Genomic DNA, 21,644 nt, shown 5'->3' on the forward strand with positions numbered 1-21,644 from the left:
CGGTGAAAGTTATAACTGTCTCATTGAGGTAATATTCCGTCATAATGGCATGAGTCCTTTTTAATAAACGAATTATTTTTTGATGGGTTTTTATTTATTTTTTAGTCATGAAGGTGACGTCTATTGCTGCTTTGTCGCTCACTTTTATCTTTCCAGCAATAATCAATAATAATATCAAATAATTATCAATAGTTATGACGACTGGAACGGATACGTAGTTATATATTCGATAATTCAATTATATTCAGCGTGTAAATAAAACCACCAACAACAGACACGCTACCGCCTCCATATAAAAATGGATACCTTATAAAATTGAGTTCTTACATAGAAAAGGCTGAAATATTGTGTGTTTTTAATTATCAACTAAAAATACAATATCTTTTTATTAACACCAATACACCTTATCGCATTAGATTCATTAACAATGAATTATTCTTAATATATCAATAAAGTATATATTACTCTCTTTACTATCTACTTTTATTGAAGTAGCGATATTAATAGCAAAATTCGGAATTTATTTAGATGCTGGAGTGAGCAAAAGTGATAGCGACTTTCTCACTTTACACTGAAGTTACAGGAAAGTGTGTAATGGGGTATCCAACCTAACCAGAGATTTCTGACGATAGAGCCGCTTAGAGAGACAATGAGGATAACCGCATTCTGAGTTACCCTTTTAAAAGGGTACTAGCGAAACTTGAAGATAAAACAGTGATGAAATGAAGGCGTCATGAGATCCGTTGATACAGAACGCCTAAGCCAGCCCCGTATACAAGGCTGGCTTAAATGTGCTAGCAATCAGTAAAAATCACCGGTTGCCTTTTCGGCTTGATCCATCCACACCGGTTTATCGCTGGTTTTCGACCAGACGCGGTGCAGGTAGCTGTAAAAGCGGGCGCGGTCTTTCCAGAAAAGCATGAAAGGCAGCGCCAGAACGCCCGCTGCAACCGCATAAGTACGGCGTAAAAAGATAAGCCATGCAGGATATTCTTTATAGAGTTCCATACTTTTCTCCCCCTTTTTTGTATCTACCCGGTGAATGACACCGGAAAAATGAATTCGTTTATCTGATGAAAATAGTACCGCCTTTTGTGTAATTTTACTACTCATCCGACCACTTATTTTTGCTTATTGATGGTTTATTTACATTCACCGTGCAATTAAGTTACATAAAAGTTAAAATGATACTAACCATTAGTTAAATCATGGCTTTTGCCATTTTTATACTTTTTTTACACCCCGCCCGCAGATTTTTGCGAAATCTTTGCAGCCACAATTCTACTCTTCCGGTATCACTTTTAGGCCACTGGAGGTGCACTGTGAGTGCAGGCGTGATAACCGGCGTGTTGCTGGTGTTTTTATTACTGGGTTATCTGGTTTATGCCCTGATCAATGCGGAGGCGTTCTGATGGCTGCGCAAGGGTTCTTACTGATCGCCACGTTTTTACTGGTGCTGATGGTGCTGGCGCGCCCTTTAGGCAGCGGGCTGGCACGGCTGATTAATGATATTCCTCTTCCCGGTACGGCAGGCGTTGAACGCGTACTCTTTCGCGCACTTGGCGTCTCTGACCGTGAGATGAACTGGAAGCAGTATCTGTCTGCCATTCTCTGCCTGAACCTGCTGGGACTGGCGGTGCTGTTTTTCATGCTGGTCGGTCAGCACTATCTGCCGCTTAATCCGCAGCAACTGCCGGGTTTGTCGTGGGATCTGGCGCTGAATACTGCTGTCAGCTTTGTCACCAACACCAACTGGCAGTCTTACAGCGGCGAAACAACGTTGAGCTATTTCAGTCAGATGACGGGCTTAACGGTACAAAACTTTCTTTCTGCCGCCAGCGGGATTACGGTGATTTTCGCCCTCATCCGCGCGTTTACCCGCCAGAGCATGAGCACACTGGGCAATGCCTGGGTCGATCTGTTACGCATCACGTTATGGGTGTTAGCCCCAGTGGCGTTGTTGATCGCCCTGTTTTTTATTCAACAAGGTGCGCTGCAAAACTTTCTGCCTTATCAGGCTGTGACAACCGTTGAAGGGGCACAGCAATTGTTACCGATGGGGCCGGTGGCTTCTCAGGAAGCGATCAAGATGCTCGGTACTAATGGTGGTGGTTTCTTTAATGCCAACTCGTCGCATCCGTTTGAAAACCCGACCGCACTGACCAACTTCGTGCAAATGCTGGCGATCTTCTTGATCCCAACGGCGCTTTGCTTTGCCTTTGGCGAAGTGGCGGGCGATCGTCGTCAGGGGCGCATGTTGCTGTGGGCAATGTCGGTGATTTTTGTCATCTGCGTGGCCGTGGTGATGTGGGCAGAAATTCAGGGTAATCCTCATCTGTTGGCGCTGGGCGCAGACAGCAGCATCAATATGGAAGGTAAAGAGAGCCGTTTTGGCGTACTGGTCAGTAGCCTGTTTGCGGTCGTGACTACGGCGGCTTCCTGCGGCGCAGTGATTGCGATGCATGATTCGTTTACCGCTCTCGGCGGCATGGTGCCGATGTGGTTGATGCAAATTGGTGAAGTGGTATTCGGCGGCGTGGGTTCTGGCCTTTACGGCATGATGCTGTTCGTCCTGCTGGCGGTGTTTATTGCCGGGCTGATGATTGGTCGCACGCCGGAATATCTGGGTAAAAAAATCGACGTGCGCGAGATGAAACTGACCGCGCTGGCGATTCTGGTTACCCCAACGCTGGTGCTGATGGGCGCGGCGCTGGCGATGATGACCGATGCCGGACGTAGCGCCATGCTCAACCCTGGCCCGCATGGTTTTAGCGAAGTGCTGTACGCCGTGTCGTCCGCCGCCAACAACAACGGCAGTGCCTTTGCCGGATTAAGCGCCAACTCACCGTTCTGGAACTGCTTACTGGCGTTCTGCATGTTTGTCGGGCGCTTCGGGGTGATTATCCCGGTGATGGCGATTGCCGGTTCGCTGGTGAGTAAAAAGAGCCAACCCGCCAGCTCCGGTACACTGCCAACGCACGGCCCGCTGTTTATTGGCCTGTTAATCGGCACCGTGTTGCTGGTTGGCGCACTGACCTTTATCCCTGCCCTGGCGCTTGGTCCGGTGGCGGAATATCTCTCCTGATGATATTGAGTGAGCACTGAATATGAGTCGTAAACAACTGGCGCTATTCGAACCAACACTTGTCGCCCAGGCGCTGAAAGAAGCGGTGAAAAAATTAAGTCCGCAGGCGCAATGGCGCAATCCGGTGATGTTTATCGTCTGGATCGGCAGTCTGCTGACCACCTTTATTAGTATCGCGATGGTGAGCGGTGCGATGCCCGGCAATGCGCTATTTAGCGCGGCAATTAGTGGCTGGCTTTGGGTCACCGTGCTGTTCGCCAATTTCGCAGAGGCGCTGGCGGAAGGCCGCAGTAAAGCGCAGGCCAACAGTCTGAAAGGGGTGAAAAAAACCGCCTTTGCTCGCAAGCTGCGCGAGCCGAAATATGGTGCTGTGGTAGACAAAGTTCCGGCCGATCAACTGCGTAAAGGCGACATCGTGCTGGTAGAAGCGGGCGATATTATCCCTTGCGATGGTGAAGTTATTGAAGGTGGCGCATCGGTCGATGAGAGCGCCATCACCGGGGAATCAGCACCGGTGATCCGTGAGTCCGGCGGCGATTTTGCCTCCGTCACTGGCGGCACGCGTATTCTTTCTGACTGGCTGGTAATTGAGTGCAGCGTTAACCCCGGCGAGACGTTTCTGGATCGGATGATCGCGATGGTGGAAGGCGCACAACGACGCAAAACGCCGAACGAGATTGCCCTGACCATTCTCCTGATTGCCCTGACCATCGTCTTTTTACTGGCAACCGCAACGCTATGGCCATTTACCGCCTGGGGCGGTAACGCAGTCAGCGTGACGGTACTGGTAGCGCTGCTGGTCTGTCTGATCCCAACGACTATCGGCGGCTTGCTGTCAGCTATCGGCGTCGCCGGGATGAGCCGGATGCTGGGCGCGAATGTGATCGCCACCAGCGGACGTGCAGTTGAAGCTGCGGGCGACGTGGACGTCCTGCTGCTGGATAAAACCGGCACCATCACCCTCGGTAACCGCCAGGCATCAGAGTTTATCCCCGCGCAGGGCGTGGAGGAAAAAACGCTGGCCGACGCCGCACAACTGGCTTCGCTGGCCGATGAAACGCCGGAAGGCCGCAGTATTGTGATCCTCGCCAAGCAGCGTTTTAACCTGCGCGAGCGCGATGTGCAGTCGCTCCATGCCACCTTTGTACCCTTTACTGCGCAAAGCCGGATGAGTGGGATCAACATTGATAACCGCATGATCCGTAAAGGTTCTGTCGATGCCATTCGCCGTCATGTCGAGGCTAACGGTAGCCACTTCCCTGCCGATGTCGACCAAAAAGTCGATCAGGTTGCGCGTCAGGGTGCCACGCCGCTGGTAGTGGTGGAAGGTTCTCGCGTGCTGGGCGTTATTGCGCTGAAAGATATCATCAAAGGTGGCATTAAAGAGCGTTTCGCCCAACTGCGCCAAATGGGCATTAAAACGGTGATGATTACCGGCGATAACCGTCTGACCGCCGCCGCCATTGCAGCGGAAGCGGGCGTCGACGATTTCCTTGCCGAAGCGACACCAGAGGCCAAGCTGGCGTTGATTCGTCAGTACCAGGCGGAAGGCCGTTTGGTGGCAATGACTGGCGACGGTACCAACGATGCCCCAGCGCTGGCGCAAGCCGACGTCGCGGTGGCGATGAACTCCGGCACTCAGGCGGCGAAAGAAGCGGGCAATATGGTGGATCTCGACTCCAATCCGACCAAGTTGATCGAGGTGGTGCATATTGGCAAACAGATGCTGATGACCCGTGGTTCGCTTACGACCTTCAGCATTGCCAACGATGTGGCGAAATACTTCGCCATTATTCCGGCGGCGTTCGCGGCAACGTATCCGCAGTTGAATGCGCTGAACATCATGCGCCTGCATTCGCCCGACTCCGCCATTCTCAGTGCAGTTATTTTCAATGCCTTGATTATCGTCTTTTTGATTCCCCTGGCATTAAAAGGCGTGAGTTATAAACCGCTTACCGCTTCTGCCATGTTGCGCCGTAACTTATGGATTTACGGTATGGGTGGGCTGCTGGTGCCGTTTATCGGTATCAAAGTCATTGATTTACTTCTGACCGTTTGCGGTCTGGTGTGAGGTTTACCATGCGTGGATTACGTCCGGCATTCTCGACTTTTCTCTTTCTGTTATTGATTACTGGCGGCGTTTACCCGCTGCTAACCACCCTGCTTGGGCAATGGTGGTTTCCCTGGCAGGCCAACGGTTCGTTGATCCGTGAAGGTGATACAGTGCGCGGTTCGGCATTAATCGGGCAGAATTTTACCGATAACGGCTATTTTCATGGCCGCCCGTCGGCAACGGCAGAAATGCCCTATAATCCACAGGCTTCTGGCGGGAGCAATCTGGCGGTCAGTAATCCGGCGCTGAATAAACAAATAGCTGCACGCGTTGCTGCTTTACGAGCCGCTAACCCGGATGCCAGCGCGAGCGTTCCGGTTGAACTGGTCACGGCTTCGGCAAGCGGGCTGGACAATAACATTACCCCGCAAGCGGCGACCTGGCAGATCCCACGGGTGGCGAAAGCGCGTAATCTCAGCGTTGAACAGCTCACACAACTGGTCGCAAAATACAGCCAACAACCGCTGGTGAAATATATCGGCCAGCCGGTCGTCAACATTGTCGAACTCAATCTGGCGCTGGATAAGCTTGATGAATAACGAACCCTTACGTCCCGACCCCGACCGTCTGCTGGAACAAACTGCCGCGCCGCATCGCGGAAAGCTAAAAGTTTTCTTCGGTGCCTGTGCGGGCGTCGGGAAAACCTGGGCGATGCTGGCGGAAGCCCAGCGACTGCGGGCGCAAGGGCTGGATATTGTGGTTGGCGTGGTAGAAACCCACGGGCGGAAAGATACCGCCGCAATGCTGGAAGGTCTGGCTGTTCTGCCACTGAAACGCCAGGCGTACCGTGGGCGGCATATCAGCGAGTTTGATCTCGATGCCGCCCTCGCCCGCCGTCCGGCGCTGATATTAATGGATGAACTGGCGCACAGTAATGCGCCAGGTTCCCGTCATCCTAAACGCTGGCAGGATATCGAAGAGCTACTGGAAGCAGGCATTGATGTTTTCACTACCGTCAACGTTCAGCATCTGGAAAGTCTGAACGATGTGGTCAGTGGCGTCACCGGAATTCAGGTACGGGAAACCGTGCCCGATCCTTTTTTCGATGCCGCCGACGACGTGGTGCTGGTGGACCTGCCTCCGGACGATCTGCGCCAGCGCCTGAAAGAAGGCAAAGTCTATATTGCCGGGCAGGCTGAGCGCGCCATTGAACATTTTTTCCGCAAAGGCAATTTGATTGCCCTGCGCGAACTGGCGCTGCGCCGTACTGCCGATCGCGTAGATGAGCAAATGCGCGCCTGGCGGGGGAGTCCTGGCGAAGAGAAAGTCTGGCACACGCGCGACGCGATCCTTTTATGTATTGGGCATAATACGGGCAGCGAAAAACTGGTTCGGGCGGCGGCGCGGCTGGCGTCAAGGCTGGGGAGCGTCTGGCACGCTGTATATGTTGAAACCCCTGCCCTGCACCGCTTACCGGAGAAAAAACGTCGAGCCATTCTCAGCGCCTTGCGTCTGGCGCAGGAGTTAGGCGCAGAGACAGCAACACTTTCTGATCCGGCAGAAGAAAAAGCCGTAGTGCGTTATGCCCGGGAGCATAATCTCGGCAAGATAATTCTCGGTCGCCCGGCCTCGCGCCGCTGGTGGCGTCGGGAAACCTTTGCCGACCGACTGGCGCGCATCGCCCCCGACCTCGATCAGGTACTGGTCGCGCTTGATGAACCACCTGCGCGCACAATTAATAACGCGCCGGATAGCCGCTCTTTTAAAGACAAATGGCGGGTGCAAATTCAGGGCTGCGTGGTTGCCGCCGCGTTATGCGCCGTTATCACTTTAATTGCCATGCAGTGGCTGATGGCCTTCGATGCCGCTAACCTGGTGATGCTGTATCTGTTGGGCGTGGTGGTGGTGGCACTTTTTTATGGTCGCTGGCCTTCGGTGGTTGCCACCGTCATTAACGTGGTGAGTTTCGATCTCTTTTTTATCGCCCCACGCGGCACGCTCGCCGTCTCTGATGTGCAGTATCTGCTGACCTTCACGGTGATGTTAACCGTCGGGCTGGTGATCGGGAATCTTACCGCTGGCGTGCGTTACCAGGCGCGGGTAGCCCGTTACCGCGAGCAACGCACGCGACACTTATATGAAATGTCAAAAACGCTGGCGGTAGGCCGCAGTCCCCAGGACATCGCCGCCACCAGCGAGCAGTTTATTGCTTCTACTTTTCATGCCCGCAGTCAGGTGTTGTTACCTGATGACAACGGTATATTACTGCCGCTAACACATCCGCAGGGGATGACGCCGTGGGACGATGCTATCGCCCGCTGGAGCTTTGATAAAGGTCTGCCTGCGGGTGCGGGCACCGACACTTTACCCGGCGTGCCGTACCAGATTTTGCCGTTAAAAAGCGGCGAGAAAACCTACGGACTGGTGGTGGTGGAACCGGGAAATTTGCGCCAGTTGATGATCCCGGAACAACAGCGCCTGCTGGAAACGTTTACGCTGTTAGTGGCCAATGCTCTTGAGCGCCTGATGCTGACCGCCAGCGAAGAACAGGCGCGGATGGCCAGCGAGCGTGAACAGATCCGCAACGCGCTGCTGGCGGCGCTGTCTCACGATTTACGCACCCCGCTTACGGTGCTGTTTGGTCAGGCAGAAATCTTAACGCTTGATCTGGCAAGCGAAGGTTCTCCGCACGCTCGCCAGGCCAGCGAAATTCGCCAGCATGTGCTGAACACGACCCGACTGGTAAATAACTTGCTGGATATGGCGCGAATTCAGTCCGGCGGCTTTAATTTGAAGAAAGAGTGGTTAACGCTGGAAGAAGTCGTCGGCAGTGCGCTGCAAATGCTGGAGCCAGGTTTATCGTCACCCATCAACCTCTCTCTGCCTGAACCGCTGACCTTGATCCACGTCGACGGGCCACTGTTTGAGCGGGTGCTGATTAATCTGCTGGAGAATGCGGTGAAGTACGCGGGAACGCAGGCTGAAATTGGTATTGATGCCCATGTCGAGGGAGAGCAACTACAACTGGATGTCTGGGATAACGGCTCCGGTATTCCACAAGGTCAGGAACGGACGATTTTTGATAAATTTGCCCGCGGGAATAAAGAGTCAGCAGTGCCGGGCGTCGGGCTTGGGTTGGCAATTTGTCGGGCGATTGTAGAAATACACGGTGGTACGATCATCGCATTCAACCGACCGGAAGGTGGCGCTTGTTTTCGTGTTACACTTCCTCAGCAAACCGCTCCTGAACTTGAAGAATTTCATGAGGATATGTGACAAACGTTCTGATTGTTGAAGATGAACAGGCTATTCGTCGCTTTCTGCGCACAGCGCTGGAGGGCGACGGTATGCGCGTCTTTGAGGCCGAAACACTGCAACGTGGGCTGCTGGAGGCGGCAACCCGTAAGCCGGATTTGATTATTCTCGATCTCGGCCTGCCCGATGGCGATGGAATTGAGTTTATCCGCGACCTGCGCCAGTGGAGCGCGGTGCCGGTAATTGTGCTTTCCGCACGTAGCGAAGAGAGCGACAAAATCGCCGCGCTGGATGCCGGAGCTGATGATTACCTGAGTAAACCGTTTGGCATTGGTGAATTGCAGGCTCGTCTACGCGTCGCGTTACGCCGCCACTCCGCCACCGCCGCGCCCGATCCGGTGGTGACATTTTCCGATGTGACCGTTGATTTGGCCGCCCGCGTGATCCATCGCGGCGAGGAAGAAGTGCATTTGACGCCGATAGAGTTCCGCCTGCTGGCTGTGTTGCTCAACAACTCCGGGAAAGTGCTTACCCAGCGCCAGTTACTCAACCAGGTATGGGGGCCAAATGCGGTCGAACACAGTCACTATTTGCGTATTTATATGGGGCATCTGCGACAAAAACTAGAGCAAGACCCGGCCCGACCTCGCCATTTTATTACTGAAACCGGTATTGGGTATCGGTTTATGCTTTAGGGTGTTATTTGTCTGATGCGGCGAAAACGCCTTATCCGGCCTACAAAATAGTGAAAATTCAATATATTGCACCATTCTCGTAGGCCTGATAAGCGTAGCGCATCAGGCGGTCATAAGTAAAAAAGGGCGATCTTCCGACCGCCCTTTTTTCTTACTTTATATGATTACGCGTTTTTCAGAACTTCGCTAACAATCTCAACCGCCTCTTTCTCGATCTGCTTACGATGTGCTTCGCCAAGGAAGCTTTCGCAGTAGATCTTGTATGCGTCTTCCGTGCCTGACGGACGCGCGGCGAACCAGCCGTTGTCGGTCATCACTTTCAAACCACCGATAGAAGCACCGTTGCCCGGCGCAGCGGTCAGACGCGCGGTGATTGGGTCGCCTGCCAGAGTGCTGGCGCTCACCATTTCCGGAGACAGCTTAGACAGCGCCGCTTTCTGTGCGGAGGTTGCTGCTGCCTGCAAACGGTTGTAGCTCGGCGCACCAAAGCGTTTTGCCAGCTCGTTGTAGTGTTCCTGCGGGTTTTTGCCGGTGACGGCAGTAATTTCCGCCGCCAGCAGACACATAATGATGCCGTCTTTATCAGTTGACCACGGCGTACCGTCGAAACGCAGGAACGAAGCGCCCGCGCTCTCTTCGCCGCCAAAGCCGAAGCTGCCGTCAAACAGACCATCCACAAACCATTTGAAACCTACCGGTACTTCTACCAGCTTGCGACCCAGGTCATTGACCACACGGTCGATCATCGCAGAAGAAACCAGCGTTTTACCGACGGCAACATCTTTGCCCCACTGCGGACGATGCTGGAACAAGTAATTGATCGCTACTGCCAAGTAGTGGTTCGGATTCATCAAACCTGCCGGAGTAACGATGCCGTGACGGTCATAATCCGGATCGTTAGCAAACGCCAGATCGAACTTATCACGCAGTGCCAGCAGACCCGCCATCGCACACTCAGAGGAGCAGTCCATACGGATCGCGCCGTCTTTGTCGAGGTGCATAAAGCGGAAAGTCTGATCGACCTGATCGTTAACGATGGTCAGGTTGAGATTGTAATACTCGCCAATGCGCTTCCAGTATTCGATACCGGAACCACCCAACGGATCGACACCCAGCGTCAGGCCAGCCTTCTGAATCGCCGCCATATCGACGATATCGGCCAGGCCTTCCACGAACGGTTGCACCAGATCTTGTTCTTTCACATGACCGGATGCCATCGCTTCGTCAAGGGAGATACGCTTCACATCTTTCAGGCCATCGGCCAGCAGTGCGTTGGCCCTGTCTTCCACCACTTTGGTGACGTTGGTATCAGCCGGGCCACCATTTGGCGGATTGTATTTGATACCACCATCTTCCGGCGGGTTATGGGACGGCGTAATCACGATACCATCTGCCAGCGGGCCACCTTTTTTGTTGTGAACCAGAATGGCATTGGAAACGGCAGGTGTCGGAGTGAAGCCATTATTTTCCTGCACAATGACATCAACCCCGTTTGCTGCCAGCACTTCCAGCACGGAAATGAATGCAGGTTCGGACAAGGCGTGAGTATCTTTACCCACATAGCAAGGGCCAGTGATGCCGTTTTTCGCACGTTCTTCGGCAATCGCTTGAGCGATCGCCAGAATGTGCGGCTCGTTAAAGCTGTGGCGCGCTGCACTGCCACGGTGACCGGAAGTACCGAATTTCACCGCGTGCTCCGCATTCCCTGCTTCTGGTTTCAGTACATAATATTGCGCCGTCAGTTGGGCGACATTAATCAAATCACTCTGTTGTGCAGGCTGCCCTGCACGATTGTGGATTGCCATTGCTTTGTCCTTTATCTGCAACGTTGTTTTAAATTGTCCCGCAAACCTTCTCAATCAATTCCGCCGGGAATTGCATCGACTGCATGATGTGTTCAATCATGCTGCATTTACGGCCAGTGTTAGTGTTGGTGATCACCCAATACGGCGTGCCTGGCACGTGTTTCGGCTTGGTCTGATTACCATTTTTCAGCAGCGTCTGTTCATCTGCCGCAAAGTAAACGCGCGTGCGACCGTGCAACGATTCCGTTGCTTCGGCAAACGCCTGGGCGTCAAGAGAATATAGTGTAGACAACAGCAGCATAAAGCGGTTGACCGCACGCTTCTGCTCTGCGTATTCATCGGAAATCAGAAGTTCACGCATTGCGCGTACTTTGTCTTTAATCGTTTTGATCGGCTTCGCTTCGACGATAGCAGGCGACGCAATGCGAACCTCTTTCGTCACCGGAGCAGCAGGCTGTGATGCGGCGGAAAACTTCAACATACGCCGTAAAATGTCGGATGCGCTCTCGCCGATATGCTTAGTGTGGCTGGCAATATAGCTGTAGAGTTCATCATCAACTTCAATCGTTTTCATCTTAATCCAGTGCGGTGTCTTAGCTGAATACAAGTCGCCAGGAGTATATGAATAAATCCCGGCAGCGGATAGCGTCAAGCCTGGCTTGCAGAAAAACTCGGATTAAACCTTATTTGTTGCAGCCCTGTGGCACAATGGTCAACATAATACCCTAACCCGACTTCGCGAAAAAAAGAACTTTGCCATGAAATTGAATATCCGCGCGCAATCTACACAAAATCAGCACAATAATTCTCCCATCGTCCTTGTTCATGGTCTGTTTGGTAGTCTCGACAACCTCGGCGTGCTGGCACGTGACCTAGTGAGCGACCACGATATCATCCAGGTGGATATGCGTAACCACGGACTTTCACCGCGCGATCCTGTGATGAATTATCCGGCGATGGCGCAGGATCTGCTGGATACGCTGGATGCTCAGCAGATCGATAAGGCGACATTTATTGGCCACTCAATGGGCGGCAAAGCAGTAATGGCGCTCACCGCGCTGGCCCCCGATCGCATCGATAAACTGGTGGCAATCGATATTGCGCCCGTCGATTATCACGTGCGCCGTCATGATGAGATTTTCGCGGCCATCAACGCGGTCAGCGAATCTGACGCACAAACACGTCAACAGGCGGCGACGGTGATGCGTCAGCATCTGAATGAAGAAGGGGTGATTCAGTTTCTGTTGAAATCCTACGTTGACGGCGAATGGCGTTTTAACGTGCCGGTGTTGTGGGATCAGTATCCGCATATTGTGGGTTGGGAGAAAATCCCGGCGTGGGATCACCCCGCCCTATTTATCCCCGGTGGTAATTCGCCGTATGTTACTGAACAATATCGTGATGATTTACTGGCGCAATTTCCGCAGGCACGGGCGCATGTGATTGCAGGTGCGGGTCACTGGGTACACGCAGAAAAACCTGATGCAGTGCTGCGCGCCATCCGCCGCTATCTCAATGATTAATGCAACTGATTAAAAACCCAGCGTCTGCGTCGCTTTCCGCGCGTGGGCGTTGGCGTGACTCATCGCGCTGATGTATTATGGCGCGCTATCCATCCGGGCAGACGCCTGGCTGATTGTTTCCCCCGAAGTCACCAAGATCATGGCCAAAGAACAAACGGACCGTACGACATTAGATCTGTTCGCGCACGAGCGTCGACCGGGACGACCGAAAACCAATCCGCTTTCGCGCGATGAACAGCTGCGTATTAATAAACGCAACCAGCTAAAACGCGACAAAGTACGTGGTCTTAAGCGTGTCGAACTGAAGCTGAATGCAGAAGCTGTCGAGGCGCTGAACGAGCTGGCAGAGTCGCGTAATATGAGCCGTAGCGAACTGATCGAAGAGATGTTGATGCAACAACTCGCGGCGCTGCGTAGTCAGGGCATCGTCTGATCCCATCCTTTACTCAAATAATTCGGGTTACAGCCCATGTAACTTGAAGTTGGACAAAAAAATCGTGTAGCACAGTGTGCAGTCCTGCGAGTTTGCTGATTCCGCAAGACTGCCTGTTCTGCTATGATTGCCTTTATCCGTGGGCAATTTGCCACCCCCATTTCAATAAGTTTCAAGAGGTTATTTCACTCATGGCTATCACTGGCATCTTTTTCGGCAGCGACACCGGTAATACCGAAAATATCGCAAAAATGATTCAAAAACAGCTTGGTAAAGACGTTGCCGATGTCCATGACATTGCAAAAAGCAGCAAAGAAGATCTGGAAGCTTATGACATTCTGCTGCTGGGCATCCCAACCTGGTACTACGGCGAAGCGCAGTGTGACTGGGACGACTTCTTCCCGACTCTCGAAGAGATTGATTTCAATGGTAAACTGGTTGCACTGTTTGGCTGTGGCGACCAGGAAGATTACGCAGAATATTTCTGCGACGCGTTAGGCACTATCCGTGACATCATCGAACCACGTGGTGCTACCATCGTTGGTCACTGGCCAACTGCGGGCTACCATTTCGAAGCCTCAAAAGGTCTGGCGGATGACAACCACTTTGTCGGTCTGGCTATCGACGAAGACCGTCAGCCGGAACTGACCGCCGAACGCGTGGAAAAATGGGTGAAACAAATTTCTGAAGAGCTGCATCTCGACGAAATTATCAACGCCTGATGTGATGCGGCGTAGACTCATGTCTACGCCGTATTAATAGATAATGCCAATCAAAATAATTGCTACAAATTTGTAACTTTTGCCGTTGTACCTGTACAATGTTCCAGTGTTGAAGTGGCCTTACCGATGTAAATGTAAGCTAAGCCACGTTTTTATTAACAATATTTGCCAGGGACTTGTAGTTTTCATTTAGGCATGGCAATTCTATAATGATACGCATTATCTCAAGAGCAAATTCTGTCACTTCTTTTAATGAAGTGAATCGCTTAGTAACAGGACAGATTCCGCATGACTGATAACAATACCGCCCTAAAGAAAGCTGGCCTGAAAGTAACGCTTCCACGCTTAAAAATCCTGGAAGTTCTTCAGGAGCCGGACAACCATCACGTCAGTGCGGAAGATTTGTACAAACGTCTGATCGATATGGGTGAAGAAATTGGTCTGGCTACCGTATATCGCGTACTGAACCAGTTTGACGACGCCGGTATCGTCACCCGCCACAATTTTGAAGGCGGTAAATCCGTATTTGAACTGACCCAGCAACATCACCACGATCACCTGATCTGCCTCGATTGCGGCAAGGTTATCGAATTTAGTGATGAATCTATCGAAGCACGTCAGCGTGAAATTGCCGCAAAACACGGCATTCGCCTGACTAACCATAGTCTCTATCTTTACGGTCACTGCGCCGAAGGCGATTGCCGCGAAGATGAGCACGCGCACGAAGGCAATTAAGTCAGCCTGAACGAGAAAAAGCCAACCTGCGGGTTGGCTTTTTTATAAAGAGAAATAAGAAAAGCGAGAGTTACAGCTCTCGCTTTTTGTTTTTTACTGCGTAGCGTTATTACTGCGAATTTCCTGCCAGACCTTATCACAATCGGCTTTCACCGCCTGATCATTACCGGTTTGCGTTGCCTGAATACACTGCTGATAATCCAGCACGCGCACACTTTCCTGCTCGGCAAACTGCTGATGTTGTTTCTCTTTCTTCAGCACGTTTAACACGCTCTGGCAGGCTTCAATTTTTTCCGGCGAGCCTTGTGCGGTATTAATACAGGCGCTGTACGCCTCTTTCAGACGACTATCTTCCTGTGGCGCGGTTGATTGCGCACAGGCCACCAACCCCGATGCCATCATGGCGATGAGAATCAGTTTCTTCATAGCAAATTCCTCAAACGTGCGGCAGGCGAAAAACCTGCCGCGTCGGACATCAGAAGATAGTGAATGGCGCGATAACCATAAACTTCACGTCACGCTCATCCTGGAAGATGTTGCCGTAACCGCCGCCCCAGCTCGGGATATCGGAGTGGTTATCGTATTCGGTGAAGTGCAGCTTGAACATCGTACCTTTGGCTCGACCATCCTGAAGGGTGTAGACCGCATCCAGGCTGTATGCAGACTCTTCAATAGTCCGGTTCTTGTCGTAGTACGCATCCGGGTTGCTCTGCCAGGTAGCGGGTTTGGCATCCCAGGCGTAAACGTAAGAAGCGCCGATGGCGAAACCTGGAAGATTCCAGTTTTTCAGATCATACATCGCGCCGAAGAAGACCGCTTTTTCGCCGTTGGCGTTAAAATCAGAACGGTTATCCCACCAGATATCCAGGCGGCCGTTAGAGGAAGCGTAGGTTGGGGTCATACGCTGTAAGAAGTACCCCTGCTGACCGTCAGCTTTCACCCAGGTGCCTTCCAGGCGCAAATCCACTACGTCAGCCGCCCGGTAGCCAAAGGTCAACGCCTGTAGCCAGGCGGTGCCGTCGTAAAGATCGTTGACGCTGCGATCGTCAACTTTATCGCGTGTACCGTAGAACTGGTAGCTGGTAGTTAGCGGGCTACCGGCGATATCAAATTTGTAGCTGGCTTTAGCAAAATACTGATCGATATACCCTTCAGCCTGACCAAATGCCGCTTCCAGCACGAGGTTATTTTTGAAATCGTACTTCGCCCCGAGGGAGTGCAGGTAATCAACTTTGGTGGTTTTATCGTTCTGATAAAACTCATCCATTTCCAGATGCCACGGCGCTTTATATTCGTTGGTCCACATGTAGGAGAAGCTCAACGCACCAGCATCACCGTAATCAAAATTAGCCCCGGCTTCCGCGCCCTGATAAGTACCCGGCATAAAGCTCCAGTGCGGCGCTAACAGCGTCTGACCGGTTGGCTGAATATAACCTGCTCTCGCCCACGCCGGACCGTATTTAAATTTGGCCGCTGCTTTATACAGGCTTATACCGCTTTTATCGCCTGACCAGTCTTCGTCATAGGCTTTATTACTTTTCGAAAAAGCGATTTCGTTCGGGTGTGAACTGTCGCCATTTTCCGCCATTTCAATCGCCGTAAACGCAGCAATATCAAGGCCGAACATATCCGCGGCATAACCAGACTGAAAATCGAGGTTGGCGTTCCAGGTGGAGTGAGAAAGGTTGGTTTTGTATTTGTCGCCGTCGGTAACATCTTTACGGTCACGTTCACGCTGCCAGTAATAGATACCGCCGGTTAAGGTTGAATCGTCGATAAATCCTTCGGCGTGAGCCTCCGGCATTGTCATAAAGCCCGACATTGCTGTAACACCGGCGATAGCCAGCGCCAGCGTACTACGTTTACCACTAAACGTACGCATGGGTTAATCCTCTTTGACGTATAAATTGCTGCACCAAGGGTGAACAGCGAAAAAATAAAAAATTAAAAAAGTAGCGTTGAGAAAAGTCTCGCTGACTACAGGAACAGACTATTTTTCGCGCCGCGAATTATCAATCTCTTTCTGTAACGAGAATGTAAGAACATGAGCAACCGCACATATTTTGATGATTTTTGTTACAAGGTTTAAATTTGTACCAGGAGAGCGCGTAGAAGAAAAATATGCGGCTTTCCAGTGGGATGAAGGCAGTCGCATTCTATTAAATTATGGCTGGTGATTTTAAATTTGTTTTATGGATAAATTACAAAGCGGAATTAATTCGCGAAGAAAAGCAGAAAAAACGCCGCAGAGTGCGGCGTTTGGGATTGTTGACGAAGTGCACTTTGTTCATGCCGGATGCGGCGTGGACGCCTTATCCGGCAAAGTGGAACTTAACGTTACTCGCCAACCTTCGCCCAGGTATCACGCAGCCCAACGGTGCGGTTAAATACTGGTTTTTCCGCAGTGGAATGGCGACTGTCGAGACAGAAATAGCCTTCACGCTCAAACTGGAACGCTTTACCTGCTACCGCATCTTTCAGCGACGGTTCAGCAAAGCCCTGTTTGATCACCAGCGATTCCGGGTTAATCACCGACAGGAAATCATCCGCAGCGCCTGGATTCGGCACGCTGAACAGACGGTCATACAGACGGATTTCAACCGGTAGCGCATGTGCCGCACTTACCCAGTGGATAACGCCTTTGACCTTACGACCATCAGCCGGATCTTTGCTCAGGGTGTCAGCATCGTAAGTACAGAAGATAGTGGTGATATTGCCTTCAGCATCTTTCTCCACGCGTTCCGCTTTAATCACGTAAGCATTACGCAGACGCACTTCTTTACCCAGCACCAGACGTTTGTACTGTTTGTTGGCTTCTTCGCGGAAATCGGCACGATCGATCCAAATCTCAGCACTAAACGGCACCTGGCGGCTACCCATTTCCGGTTTGTTCGGATGGTTCGGCATGGTAACCATTTCGCCTTCGCCCTGATAGTTTTCGATAACCAGTTTTACTGGATCGATAACTGCCATTGCGCGAGGGGCGTTTTCGTTAAGATCTTCACGGATGCAGGATTCCAGCGACGCCATCTCAATAGTGTTGTCCTGCTTGGTCACGCCAATGCGTTTGCAGAACTCACGAATAGAAGCCGCGGTATAACCACGACGACGCAGACCGGAAATGGTCGGCATACGCGGATCGTCCCAGCCTTCTACGTGCTTGTCGGTCACCAACTGGTTCAGTTTACGCTTGGACATCACGGTGTATTCCAGATTCAGACGCGAGAATTCGTACTGGCGCGGATGAACAGGAATAGTGATGTTGTCCAGAACCCAGTCGTACAGACGACGGTTGTCCTGGAACTCCAGCGTACACAGAGAGTGGGTAATACCTTCCAAGGCATCGCTGATGCAGTGGGTGAAGTCGTACATCGGGTAGATGCACCACTTGTTGCCGGTCTGATGATGTTCAGCAAACTTAATGCGATACAGCACCGGATCGCGCATCACGATAAACGGCGATGCCATGTCGATTTTCGCACGCAGGCAGGCTTTACCTTCTTCAAAACCGCCGGTACGCATCTTCTCGAACAGCGCCAGGTTCTCTTCAACGCTGCGGTCGCGGTATGGGCTGTTTTTACCCGGCTGCGTCAGAGTGCCACGATATTCGCGGATTTGCTCTGGCGTCAGTTCATCAACATATGCCAGGCCTTTATTGATCAGTTCAACAGCATAGGCGTGGAGTTGATCAAAATAATCGGAGGAGTAACGGACGTTACCTGACCAGTGAAAACCTAACCACTCAACGTCGTTTTTGATCGACTCGACGTACTCGATATCTTCTTTTACCGGGTTGGTGTCGTCGAAACGCAGGTTGCACTGGCCTTTATAGTCCTGGGCGATCCCGAAGTTCAGGCAGATAGATTTCGCATGGCCAATATGCAGATAGCCATTCGGCTCCGGCGGGAAACGGGTGTGTACTGTGGTGTGCTTACCACTGGCCAGATCTTCATCGATGATCTGACGAATAAAGTTAGTCGGGCGGGCTTCAGCCTCACTCATCGTGGATTCCTCAAAGCGTAAACAACGTATAACGGCGTATGTTCTTATAAGCGAGACAGGCTGACAACTGTTAGTTAGAGAAAATCGAAAAATCTAACAAAGATTATGGGGATGATTGATGAAAAAAAAAGCGGTAGAGAAGATCCCCACCGCTTGTCATTGTTGGATGCGACGCTTGACGCGTCTTATCCAACCTACGGGCCTGATAAGACGCGTCAAGCGTCGCATCAGGCATAAAGCCGATTACTTTTTGATTTCAAACAGCGGTGTTTGACCCGCTACGACGTGCCCCTGGGCTTTAATAACCAGGCCGCTGAAATCGTCGATATTGCTGCAAACAACCGGACTGATCATCGAGCGAGCGTTAGCGTTCAGGTAATCCAGATCCATTTCCAGAATCGGTTGCCCTGCGCTTACCTGCGCGCCCTCTTCCACCAGACGTTTAAAACCTTTACCTTCCAGCGCCACAGTATCGATACCCATATGGACTACGATTTCCGCGCCTTTTTCGGTTTCCAGGCAGAACGCGTGGTTGGTGTTGAAGATTTTCACGATAGTCCCTGCGGCTGGTGATACAACGATTTTATCCGTCGGTTTCACCGCCACACCGTCACCCACCGCTTTGCTGGCGAATGCTTCGTCTGGCACCTGATCCAGCGCCACAACATCACCAGTAATCGGTGATACCAGTTCAACGATAGACACTGCGTTTGGTACAGCCTGTGGTTTTGCTGCCGGAGCAGCGGTTGCCGGAGCGGCTTCAGCAGACGCTGCTGCTACCGGCCCACGGGCAACGACTTTCTTCATTGCATCACCGATAGATTCGGCTTTCGCACCGACAATCACCTGAATAGTCTGCTTGTTCAGTTTCACCACACCAGAAGCACCCAGACGTTTACACATCGCATCGTTGACGAGAGCTGAGTCAGCCACCGTCAGGCGCAGACGGGTAATACAGGCGTCAATCGCTTTCAGGTTGTCACTACCGCCAACCGCAGCAATATAGTTGGTCGCCAGTTGAGTCAGACCTTCTTCAGTGTTGCTGTTGGCTTCTTCAGTAACAATTTCGTCTTCTTTATCTTCACGACCTGGCGTTTTCAGGTTGAACAGGCGGATAACCACACTGAACACCACGAAGTAGATAGCGAAGAAAACAACGCCCATCACCAACAGCATCCAGACGTTCTGGCTGGCGGCCGGCAGGTTATACATCAACGCATAGTCGATGGCACCCGCAGAGAAGGAGAAGCCCGCGTGGATACCCAGCAACGTTGCGACAAACAGGCTGATGCCGGTCAGCAGTGCGTGCAGGAGGTACAGCAGCGGAGCGAGGAACATGAACAGGAATTCCAGCGGCTCAGTCACACCGGTCAGGAACGCGGTGATAGCCACGGAAAGCAGCATCCCACCCACCATCGGACGACGCTCTTTCGGCGCGGCAAAATACATCGCCAGCGCTGCACCCGGCAAACCGAACATCATGATCGGGAAGAAGCCGGACATGAACATCCCCGCCGTGCCGTCACCCGCATAGAAGCGGTTGATATCGCCGTGGAATACAGCACCCGCCGCGTTGGTGAATTCACCAATCTGGAACCAGGCGATAGTGTTCAGCACCTGATGCAGACCCGTTGGGATCAGCAGACGGTTGATGAAACCAAAGATACCGGAACCCAGCGCGCCTGCAGAAACGATCCATTCGCCACCTGCATGAATAGCGTGCTGCACCGGCGGCCAGACATAACCAAAAATGGCTGCCAGCACCAGACAGAAGAAGCCAGTGGCAATCGGCACAAAGCGTTTACCGCCGAAGAAGCTCAGGAAGTCAGGCAGTTTAATCGCGGACCAACGGTTATAGGCTGCACCACCGACCAGACCGGTAATGATACCCGCCAGAACACCCATGTTAATTTCCGGGTTGATGGTTACCATCGCTTTGGTCAGTACAAAATACCCGACTGCCCCCGCCAGCGCCGCCGCGCCCGCGCTGTCTTTTGACCAACTGGATGCCACACCGATCGCGAAGATAAGCGCAAGGTTGTCAAAAATCGCACCGCCCGCCTGGGCAATAAACGCAACGTTAAGTAAATCTGGCTGGCCGAATCGCAGCAACAGTGCCGCCACCGGCAGCACCGCGATAGGGAGCTGTAACGCCCTACCGAGTCGCTGGAAAAACCCTAAAATATTCATCTTATTCCCCCTACGAGAACCCTATTTGGCTTGTTTAAAGCCGTATTTTTATTTTGCTGCAAACTGTACTGCCGATGTTCTGTAATCAGGTTGTTAGATCATCTGCTACAGAGTGTGTAAAAAATTAATTCGTACCGCAAATTAAACGCGTGTCTTTTGTGAGTTTTGTCACCAAATATCGTTATCATCACTCCCTTTTACTGGCTAAACCAGAAAACTTATTTTATCATTCAAAAAATCAGGTCGGATTGACGCCTGTCTGCGCAAATCCAGGTTACGCTTAAAGATGCCAAATCCGCCAACGGCTTAATTTTTCTTATCGAGGTGAATAATGAGACTGATCCCCCTGACTACTGCTGAACAGGTCGGCAAATGGGCTGCGCGCCATATCGTCAATCGCATCAATGCGTTCAAACCGACTGCCGATCGCCCGTTCGTGCTTGGCTTGCCGACCGGTGGCACACCGATGACCACCTATAAAGCGTTAGTCGAAATGCATAAAGCAGGCCAGGTCAGCTTTAAGCACGTTGTCACCTTCAACATGGACGAGTATGTCGGTCTGCCGAAAGAGCATCCGGAAAGCTACTACAGCTTTATGCACCGTAATTTCTTCGATCACGTTGATATTCCAGCAGAAAATATCAACCTTCTCAATGGCAACGCCCCGGATATCGACGCCGAATGCCGCCAGTATGAAGAAAAAATCCGCTCTTACGGTAAAATTCATCTGTTTATGGGCGGTGTAGGTAACGACGGTCATATTGCATTTAACGAACCAGCCTCTTCTCTCGCCTCTCGCACCCGTATCAAAACCCTGACACATGACACTCGCGTCGCAAACTCTCGTTTCTTTGATAATGATGTTAATCAGGTGCCAAAATATGCGCTGACCGTCGGTGTGGGTACACTGCTGGATGCCGAAGAAGTGATGATTCTGGTGCTGGGTAGCCAGAAAGCACTGGCACTGCAGGCGGCCGTTGAAGGTTGCGTTAACCACATGTGGACTATTAGCTGTCTGCAACTGCATCCGAAAGCGATCATGGTGTGTGATGAACCTTCGACCATGGAGCTGAAAGTTAAGACTTTAAGATATTTCAATGAATTAGAAGCAGAAAACATCAAAGGTCTGTAATTGTTATCCCTGCC

General features: G+C 51.8%; 19 protein-coding genes. 12 read left to right on the forward strand and 7 right to left on the reverse strand.

Going from position 1 to position 21,644, the window contains the following annotated elements; translation table 11 throughout:
* Positions 1-801 precede the first annotated feature (801 nt).
* A complete protein-coding gene (locus tag C0K55_RS09525) occupies positions 802-1,008 on the reverse strand; it encodes a YbfA family protein (protein ID WP_000424791.1) in 207 nt (68 codons plus the stop codon).
* Between the two features lie 314 nt (positions 1,009-1,322).
* On the opposite strand from C0K55_RS09525, the gene kdpF reads away from it, so the two are divergent.
* From kdpF to kdpE, 6 genes are read left to right on the forward strand one after another with little or no spacing between them, the layout of a single operon-like run.
* Positions 1,323-1,412, forward strand: coding sequence for a K(+)-transporting ATPase subunit F (kdpF, locus tag C0K55_RS09530; protein WP_001272653.1), 90 nt, complete (start codon positions 1,323-1,325; stop codon positions 1,410-1,412).
* Positions 1,412-3,085: a potassium-transporting ATPase subunit KdpA gene (gene kdpA / locus C0K55_RS09535; protein ID WP_000741116.1), complete on the forward strand. Its 1,674-nt coding sequence runs from the start codon at positions 1,412-1,414 to the stop codon at positions 3,083-3,085. Before kdpF ends, kdpA begins: the two co-directional genes overlap by 1 nt.
* A 22-nt stretch (positions 3,086-3,107) precedes the next feature.
* Positions 3,108-5,156, forward strand: coding sequence for a potassium-transporting ATPase subunit KdpB (gene kdpB, locus C0K55_RS09540; RefSeq protein WP_016248469.1), 2,049 nt, complete (start codon positions 3,108-3,110; stop codon positions 5,154-5,156).
* Positions 5,157-5,164: 8 nt separating this feature from the next.
* A complete protein-coding gene (gene kdpC / locus C0K55_RS09545; protein WP_001515981.1) occupies positions 5,165-5,737 on the forward strand; it encodes a K(+)-transporting ATPase subunit C in 573 nt (190 codons plus the stop codon).
* Positions 5,730-8,414, forward strand: a complete 2,685-nt coding sequence (gene kdpD / locus C0K55_RS09550) for a two-component system sensor histidine kinase KdpD (RefSeq protein ID WP_001515980.1) — start codon at positions 5,730-5,732, stop codon at positions 8,412-8,414. The genes kdpC and kdpD overlap by 8 nt, the downstream gene beginning before the upstream one ends.
* Complete coding sequence (kdpE, locus tag C0K55_RS09555; RefSeq protein ID WP_105266067.1) at positions 8,411-9,088, forward strand: two-component system response regulator KdpE; 678 nt, start codon at positions 8,411-8,413, stop codon at positions 9,086-9,088. Before kdpD ends, kdpE begins: the two co-directional genes overlap by 4 nt.
* 164 nt (positions 9,089-9,252) lie before the next feature.
* Here the strand turns inward: kdpE and pgm are convergent, their stop codons facing one another.
* Together pgm and seqA are read right to left on the reverse strand one after the other, a co-directional pair.
* Positions 9,253-10,893, reverse strand: a complete 1,641-nt coding sequence (gene pgm, locus C0K55_RS09560) for a phosphoglucomutase (alpha-D-glucose-1,6-bisphosphate-dependent) (protein WP_010380767.1) — start codon at positions 10,891-10,893, stop codon at positions 9,253-9,255.
* A gap of 28 nt (positions 10,894-10,921) precedes the next feature.
* Positions 10,922-11,467 carry a replication initiation negative regulator SeqA gene (gene seqA, locus C0K55_RS09565; RefSeq protein ID WP_105266066.1) on the reverse strand — a complete coding sequence of 182 codons (546 nt, stop codon included), beginning with the start codon at positions 11,465-11,467 and terminating at the stop codon, positions 10,922-10,924.
* Between the two features lie 184 nt (positions 11,468-11,651).
* On the opposite strand from seqA, the gene ybfF reads away from it, so the two are divergent.
* The 5 genes from ybfF (at position 11,652) to fur (ending at position 14,306) form a co-directional block, all read left to right on the forward strand.
* Positions 11,652-12,416, forward strand: a complete 765-nt coding sequence (gene ybfF, locus C0K55_RS09570) for an esterase (protein WP_001515977.1) — start codon at positions 11,652-11,654, stop codon at positions 12,414-12,416.
* Positions 12,417-12,555: 139 nt separating this feature from the next.
* Positions 12,556-12,849: a LexA regulated protein gene (ybfE, locus tag C0K55_RS09575; RefSeq protein ID WP_001300829.1), complete on the forward strand. Its 294-nt coding sequence runs from the start codon at positions 12,556-12,558 to the stop codon at positions 12,847-12,849.
* Between the two features lie 191 nt (positions 12,850-13,040).
* Positions 13,041-13,571, forward strand: a complete 531-nt coding sequence (gene fldA, locus C0K55_RS09580; protein ID WP_001515976.1) for a flavodoxin FldA — start codon at positions 13,041-13,043, stop codon at positions 13,569-13,571.
* 209 nt (positions 13,572-13,780) lie between these two features.
* Positions 13,781-13,867 carry a fur leader peptide gene (uof, locus tag C0K55_RS09585; protein WP_010380762.1) on the forward strand — a complete coding sequence of 29 codons (87 nt, stop codon included), beginning with the start codon at positions 13,781-13,783 and terminating at the stop codon, positions 13,865-13,867.
* Positions 13,860-14,306 carry a ferric iron uptake transcriptional regulator gene (gene fur / locus C0K55_RS09590; protein ID WP_000131707.1) on the forward strand — a complete coding sequence of 149 codons (447 nt, stop codon included), beginning with the start codon at positions 13,860-13,862 and terminating at the stop codon, positions 14,304-14,306. Before uof ends, fur begins: the two co-directional genes overlap by 8 nt.
* A gap of 93 nt (positions 14,307-14,399) precedes the next feature.
* On the opposite strand, the gene chiQ is transcribed toward fur, so the two are convergent.
* The 4 genes from chiQ to nagE form a co-directional block, all read right to left on the reverse strand.
* Entirely contained in the window at positions 14,400-14,732 is a 333-nt protein-coding gene (chiQ, locus tag C0K55_RS09595; protein ID WP_001515975.1) for a ChiQ/YbfN family lipoprotein, read from the reverse strand.
* Positions 14,733-14,781: 49 nt separating this feature from the next.
* A complete protein-coding gene (gene chiP / locus C0K55_RS09600; protein WP_105266065.1) occupies positions 14,782-16,188 on the reverse strand; it encodes a chitoporin ChiP in 1,407 nt (468 codons plus the stop codon).
* A gap of 455 nt (positions 16,189-16,643) precedes the next feature.
* Complete coding sequence (glnS, locus tag C0K55_RS09605) at positions 16,644-18,308, reverse strand: glutamine--tRNA ligase (RefSeq protein ID WP_001287173.1); 1,665 nt, start codon at positions 18,306-18,308, stop codon at positions 16,644-16,646.
* Positions 18,309-18,551: 243 nt separating this feature from the next.
* A complete protein-coding gene (gene nagE / locus C0K55_RS09610; RefSeq protein WP_001023084.1) occupies positions 18,552-20,498 on the reverse strand; it encodes a PTS N-acetyl glucosamine transporter subunit IIABC in 1,947 nt (648 codons plus the stop codon).
* Positions 20,499-20,829: 331 nt separating this feature from the next.
* Between nagE and nagB the strand changes: the two genes are divergently transcribed.
* Complete coding sequence (nagB, locus tag C0K55_RS09615) at positions 20,830-21,630, forward strand: glucosamine-6-phosphate deaminase (RefSeq protein ID WP_001237072.1); 801 nt, start codon at positions 20,830-20,832, stop codon at positions 21,628-21,630.
* The last annotated feature ends 14 nt before the right edge of the window (positions 21,631-21,644 follow it).

The sequence above is a fragment of the Escherichia sp. MOD1-EC6098 genome (assembly GCF_002965865.1).
Classification (GTDB): Bacteria; Pseudomonadota; Gammaproteobacteria; order Enterobacterales; family Enterobacteriaceae; genus Escherichia; species Escherichia marmotae.

What these genes read in the sequence shown, in the direction of transcription:
- kdpB (WP_016248469.1), top strand. Translation starts at nt 3,108, where the DNA reads ATGAGTCGTAAACAACTGGCGCTATTCGAACCAACACTTGTCGCCCAG.
- nagB (WP_001237072.1), top strand. Translation starts at nt 20,830, where the DNA reads ATGAGACTGATCCCCCTGACTACTGCTGAACAGGTCGGCAAATGGGCT.
- fldA (WP_001515976.1), top strand. Translation starts at nt 13,041, where the DNA reads ATGGCTATCACTGGCATCTTTTTCGGCAGCGACACCGGTAATACCGAA.
- chiQ (WP_001515975.1), bottom strand. Translation starts at nt 14,732, where the DNA reads ATGAAGAAACTGATTCTCATCGCCATGATGGCATCGGGGTTGGTGGCC.
- kdpC (WP_001515981.1), top strand. Translation starts at nt 5,165, where the DNA reads ATGCGTGGATTACGTCCGGCATTCTCGACTTTTCTCTTTCTGTTATTG.
- glnS (WP_001287173.1), bottom strand. Translation starts at nt 18,308, where the DNA reads ATGAGTGAGGCTGAAGCCCGCCCGACTAACTTTATTCGTCAGATCATC.
- kdpA (WP_000741116.1), top strand. Translation starts at nt 1,412, where the DNA reads ATGGCTGCGCAAGGGTTCTTACTGATCGCCACGTTTTTACTGGTGCTG.
- pgm (WP_010380767.1), bottom strand. Translation starts at nt 10,893, where the DNA reads ATGGCAATCCACAATCGTGCAGGGCAGCCTGCACAACAGAGTGATTTG.
- seqA (WP_105266066.1), bottom strand. Translation starts at nt 11,467, where the DNA reads ATGAAAACGATTGAAGTTGATGATGAACTCTACAGCTATATTGCCAGC.
- fur (WP_000131707.1), top strand. Translation starts at nt 13,860, where the DNA reads ATGACTGATAACAATACCGCCCTAAAGAAAGCTGGCCTGAAAGTAACG.
- ybfF (WP_001515977.1), top strand. Translation starts at nt 11,652, where the DNA reads ATGAAATTGAATATCCGCGCGCAATCTACACAAAATCAGCACAATAAT.
- nagE (WP_001023084.1), bottom strand. Translation starts at nt 20,498, where the DNA reads ATGAATATTTTAGGGTTTTTCCAGCGACTCGGTAGGGCGTTACAGCTC.
- kdpD (WP_001515980.1), top strand. Translation starts at nt 5,730, where the DNA reads ATGAATAACGAACCCTTACGTCCCGACCCCGACCGTCTGCTGGAACAA.
- C0K55_RS09525 (WP_000424791.1), bottom strand. Translation starts at nt 1,008, where the DNA reads ATGGAACTCTATAAAGAATATCCTGCATGGCTTATCTTTTTACGCCGT.
- uof (WP_010380762.1), top strand. Translation starts at nt 13,781, where the DNA reads ATGATACGCATTATCTCAAGAGCAAATTCTGTCACTTCTTTTAATGAA.
- ybfE (WP_001300829.1), top strand. Translation starts at nt 12,556, where the DNA reads ATGGCCAAAGAACAAACGGACCGTACGACATTAGATCTGTTCGCGCAC.
- chiP (WP_105266065.1), bottom strand. Translation starts at nt 16,188, where the DNA reads ATGCGTACGTTTAGTGGTAAACGTAGTACGCTGGCGCTGGCTATCGCC.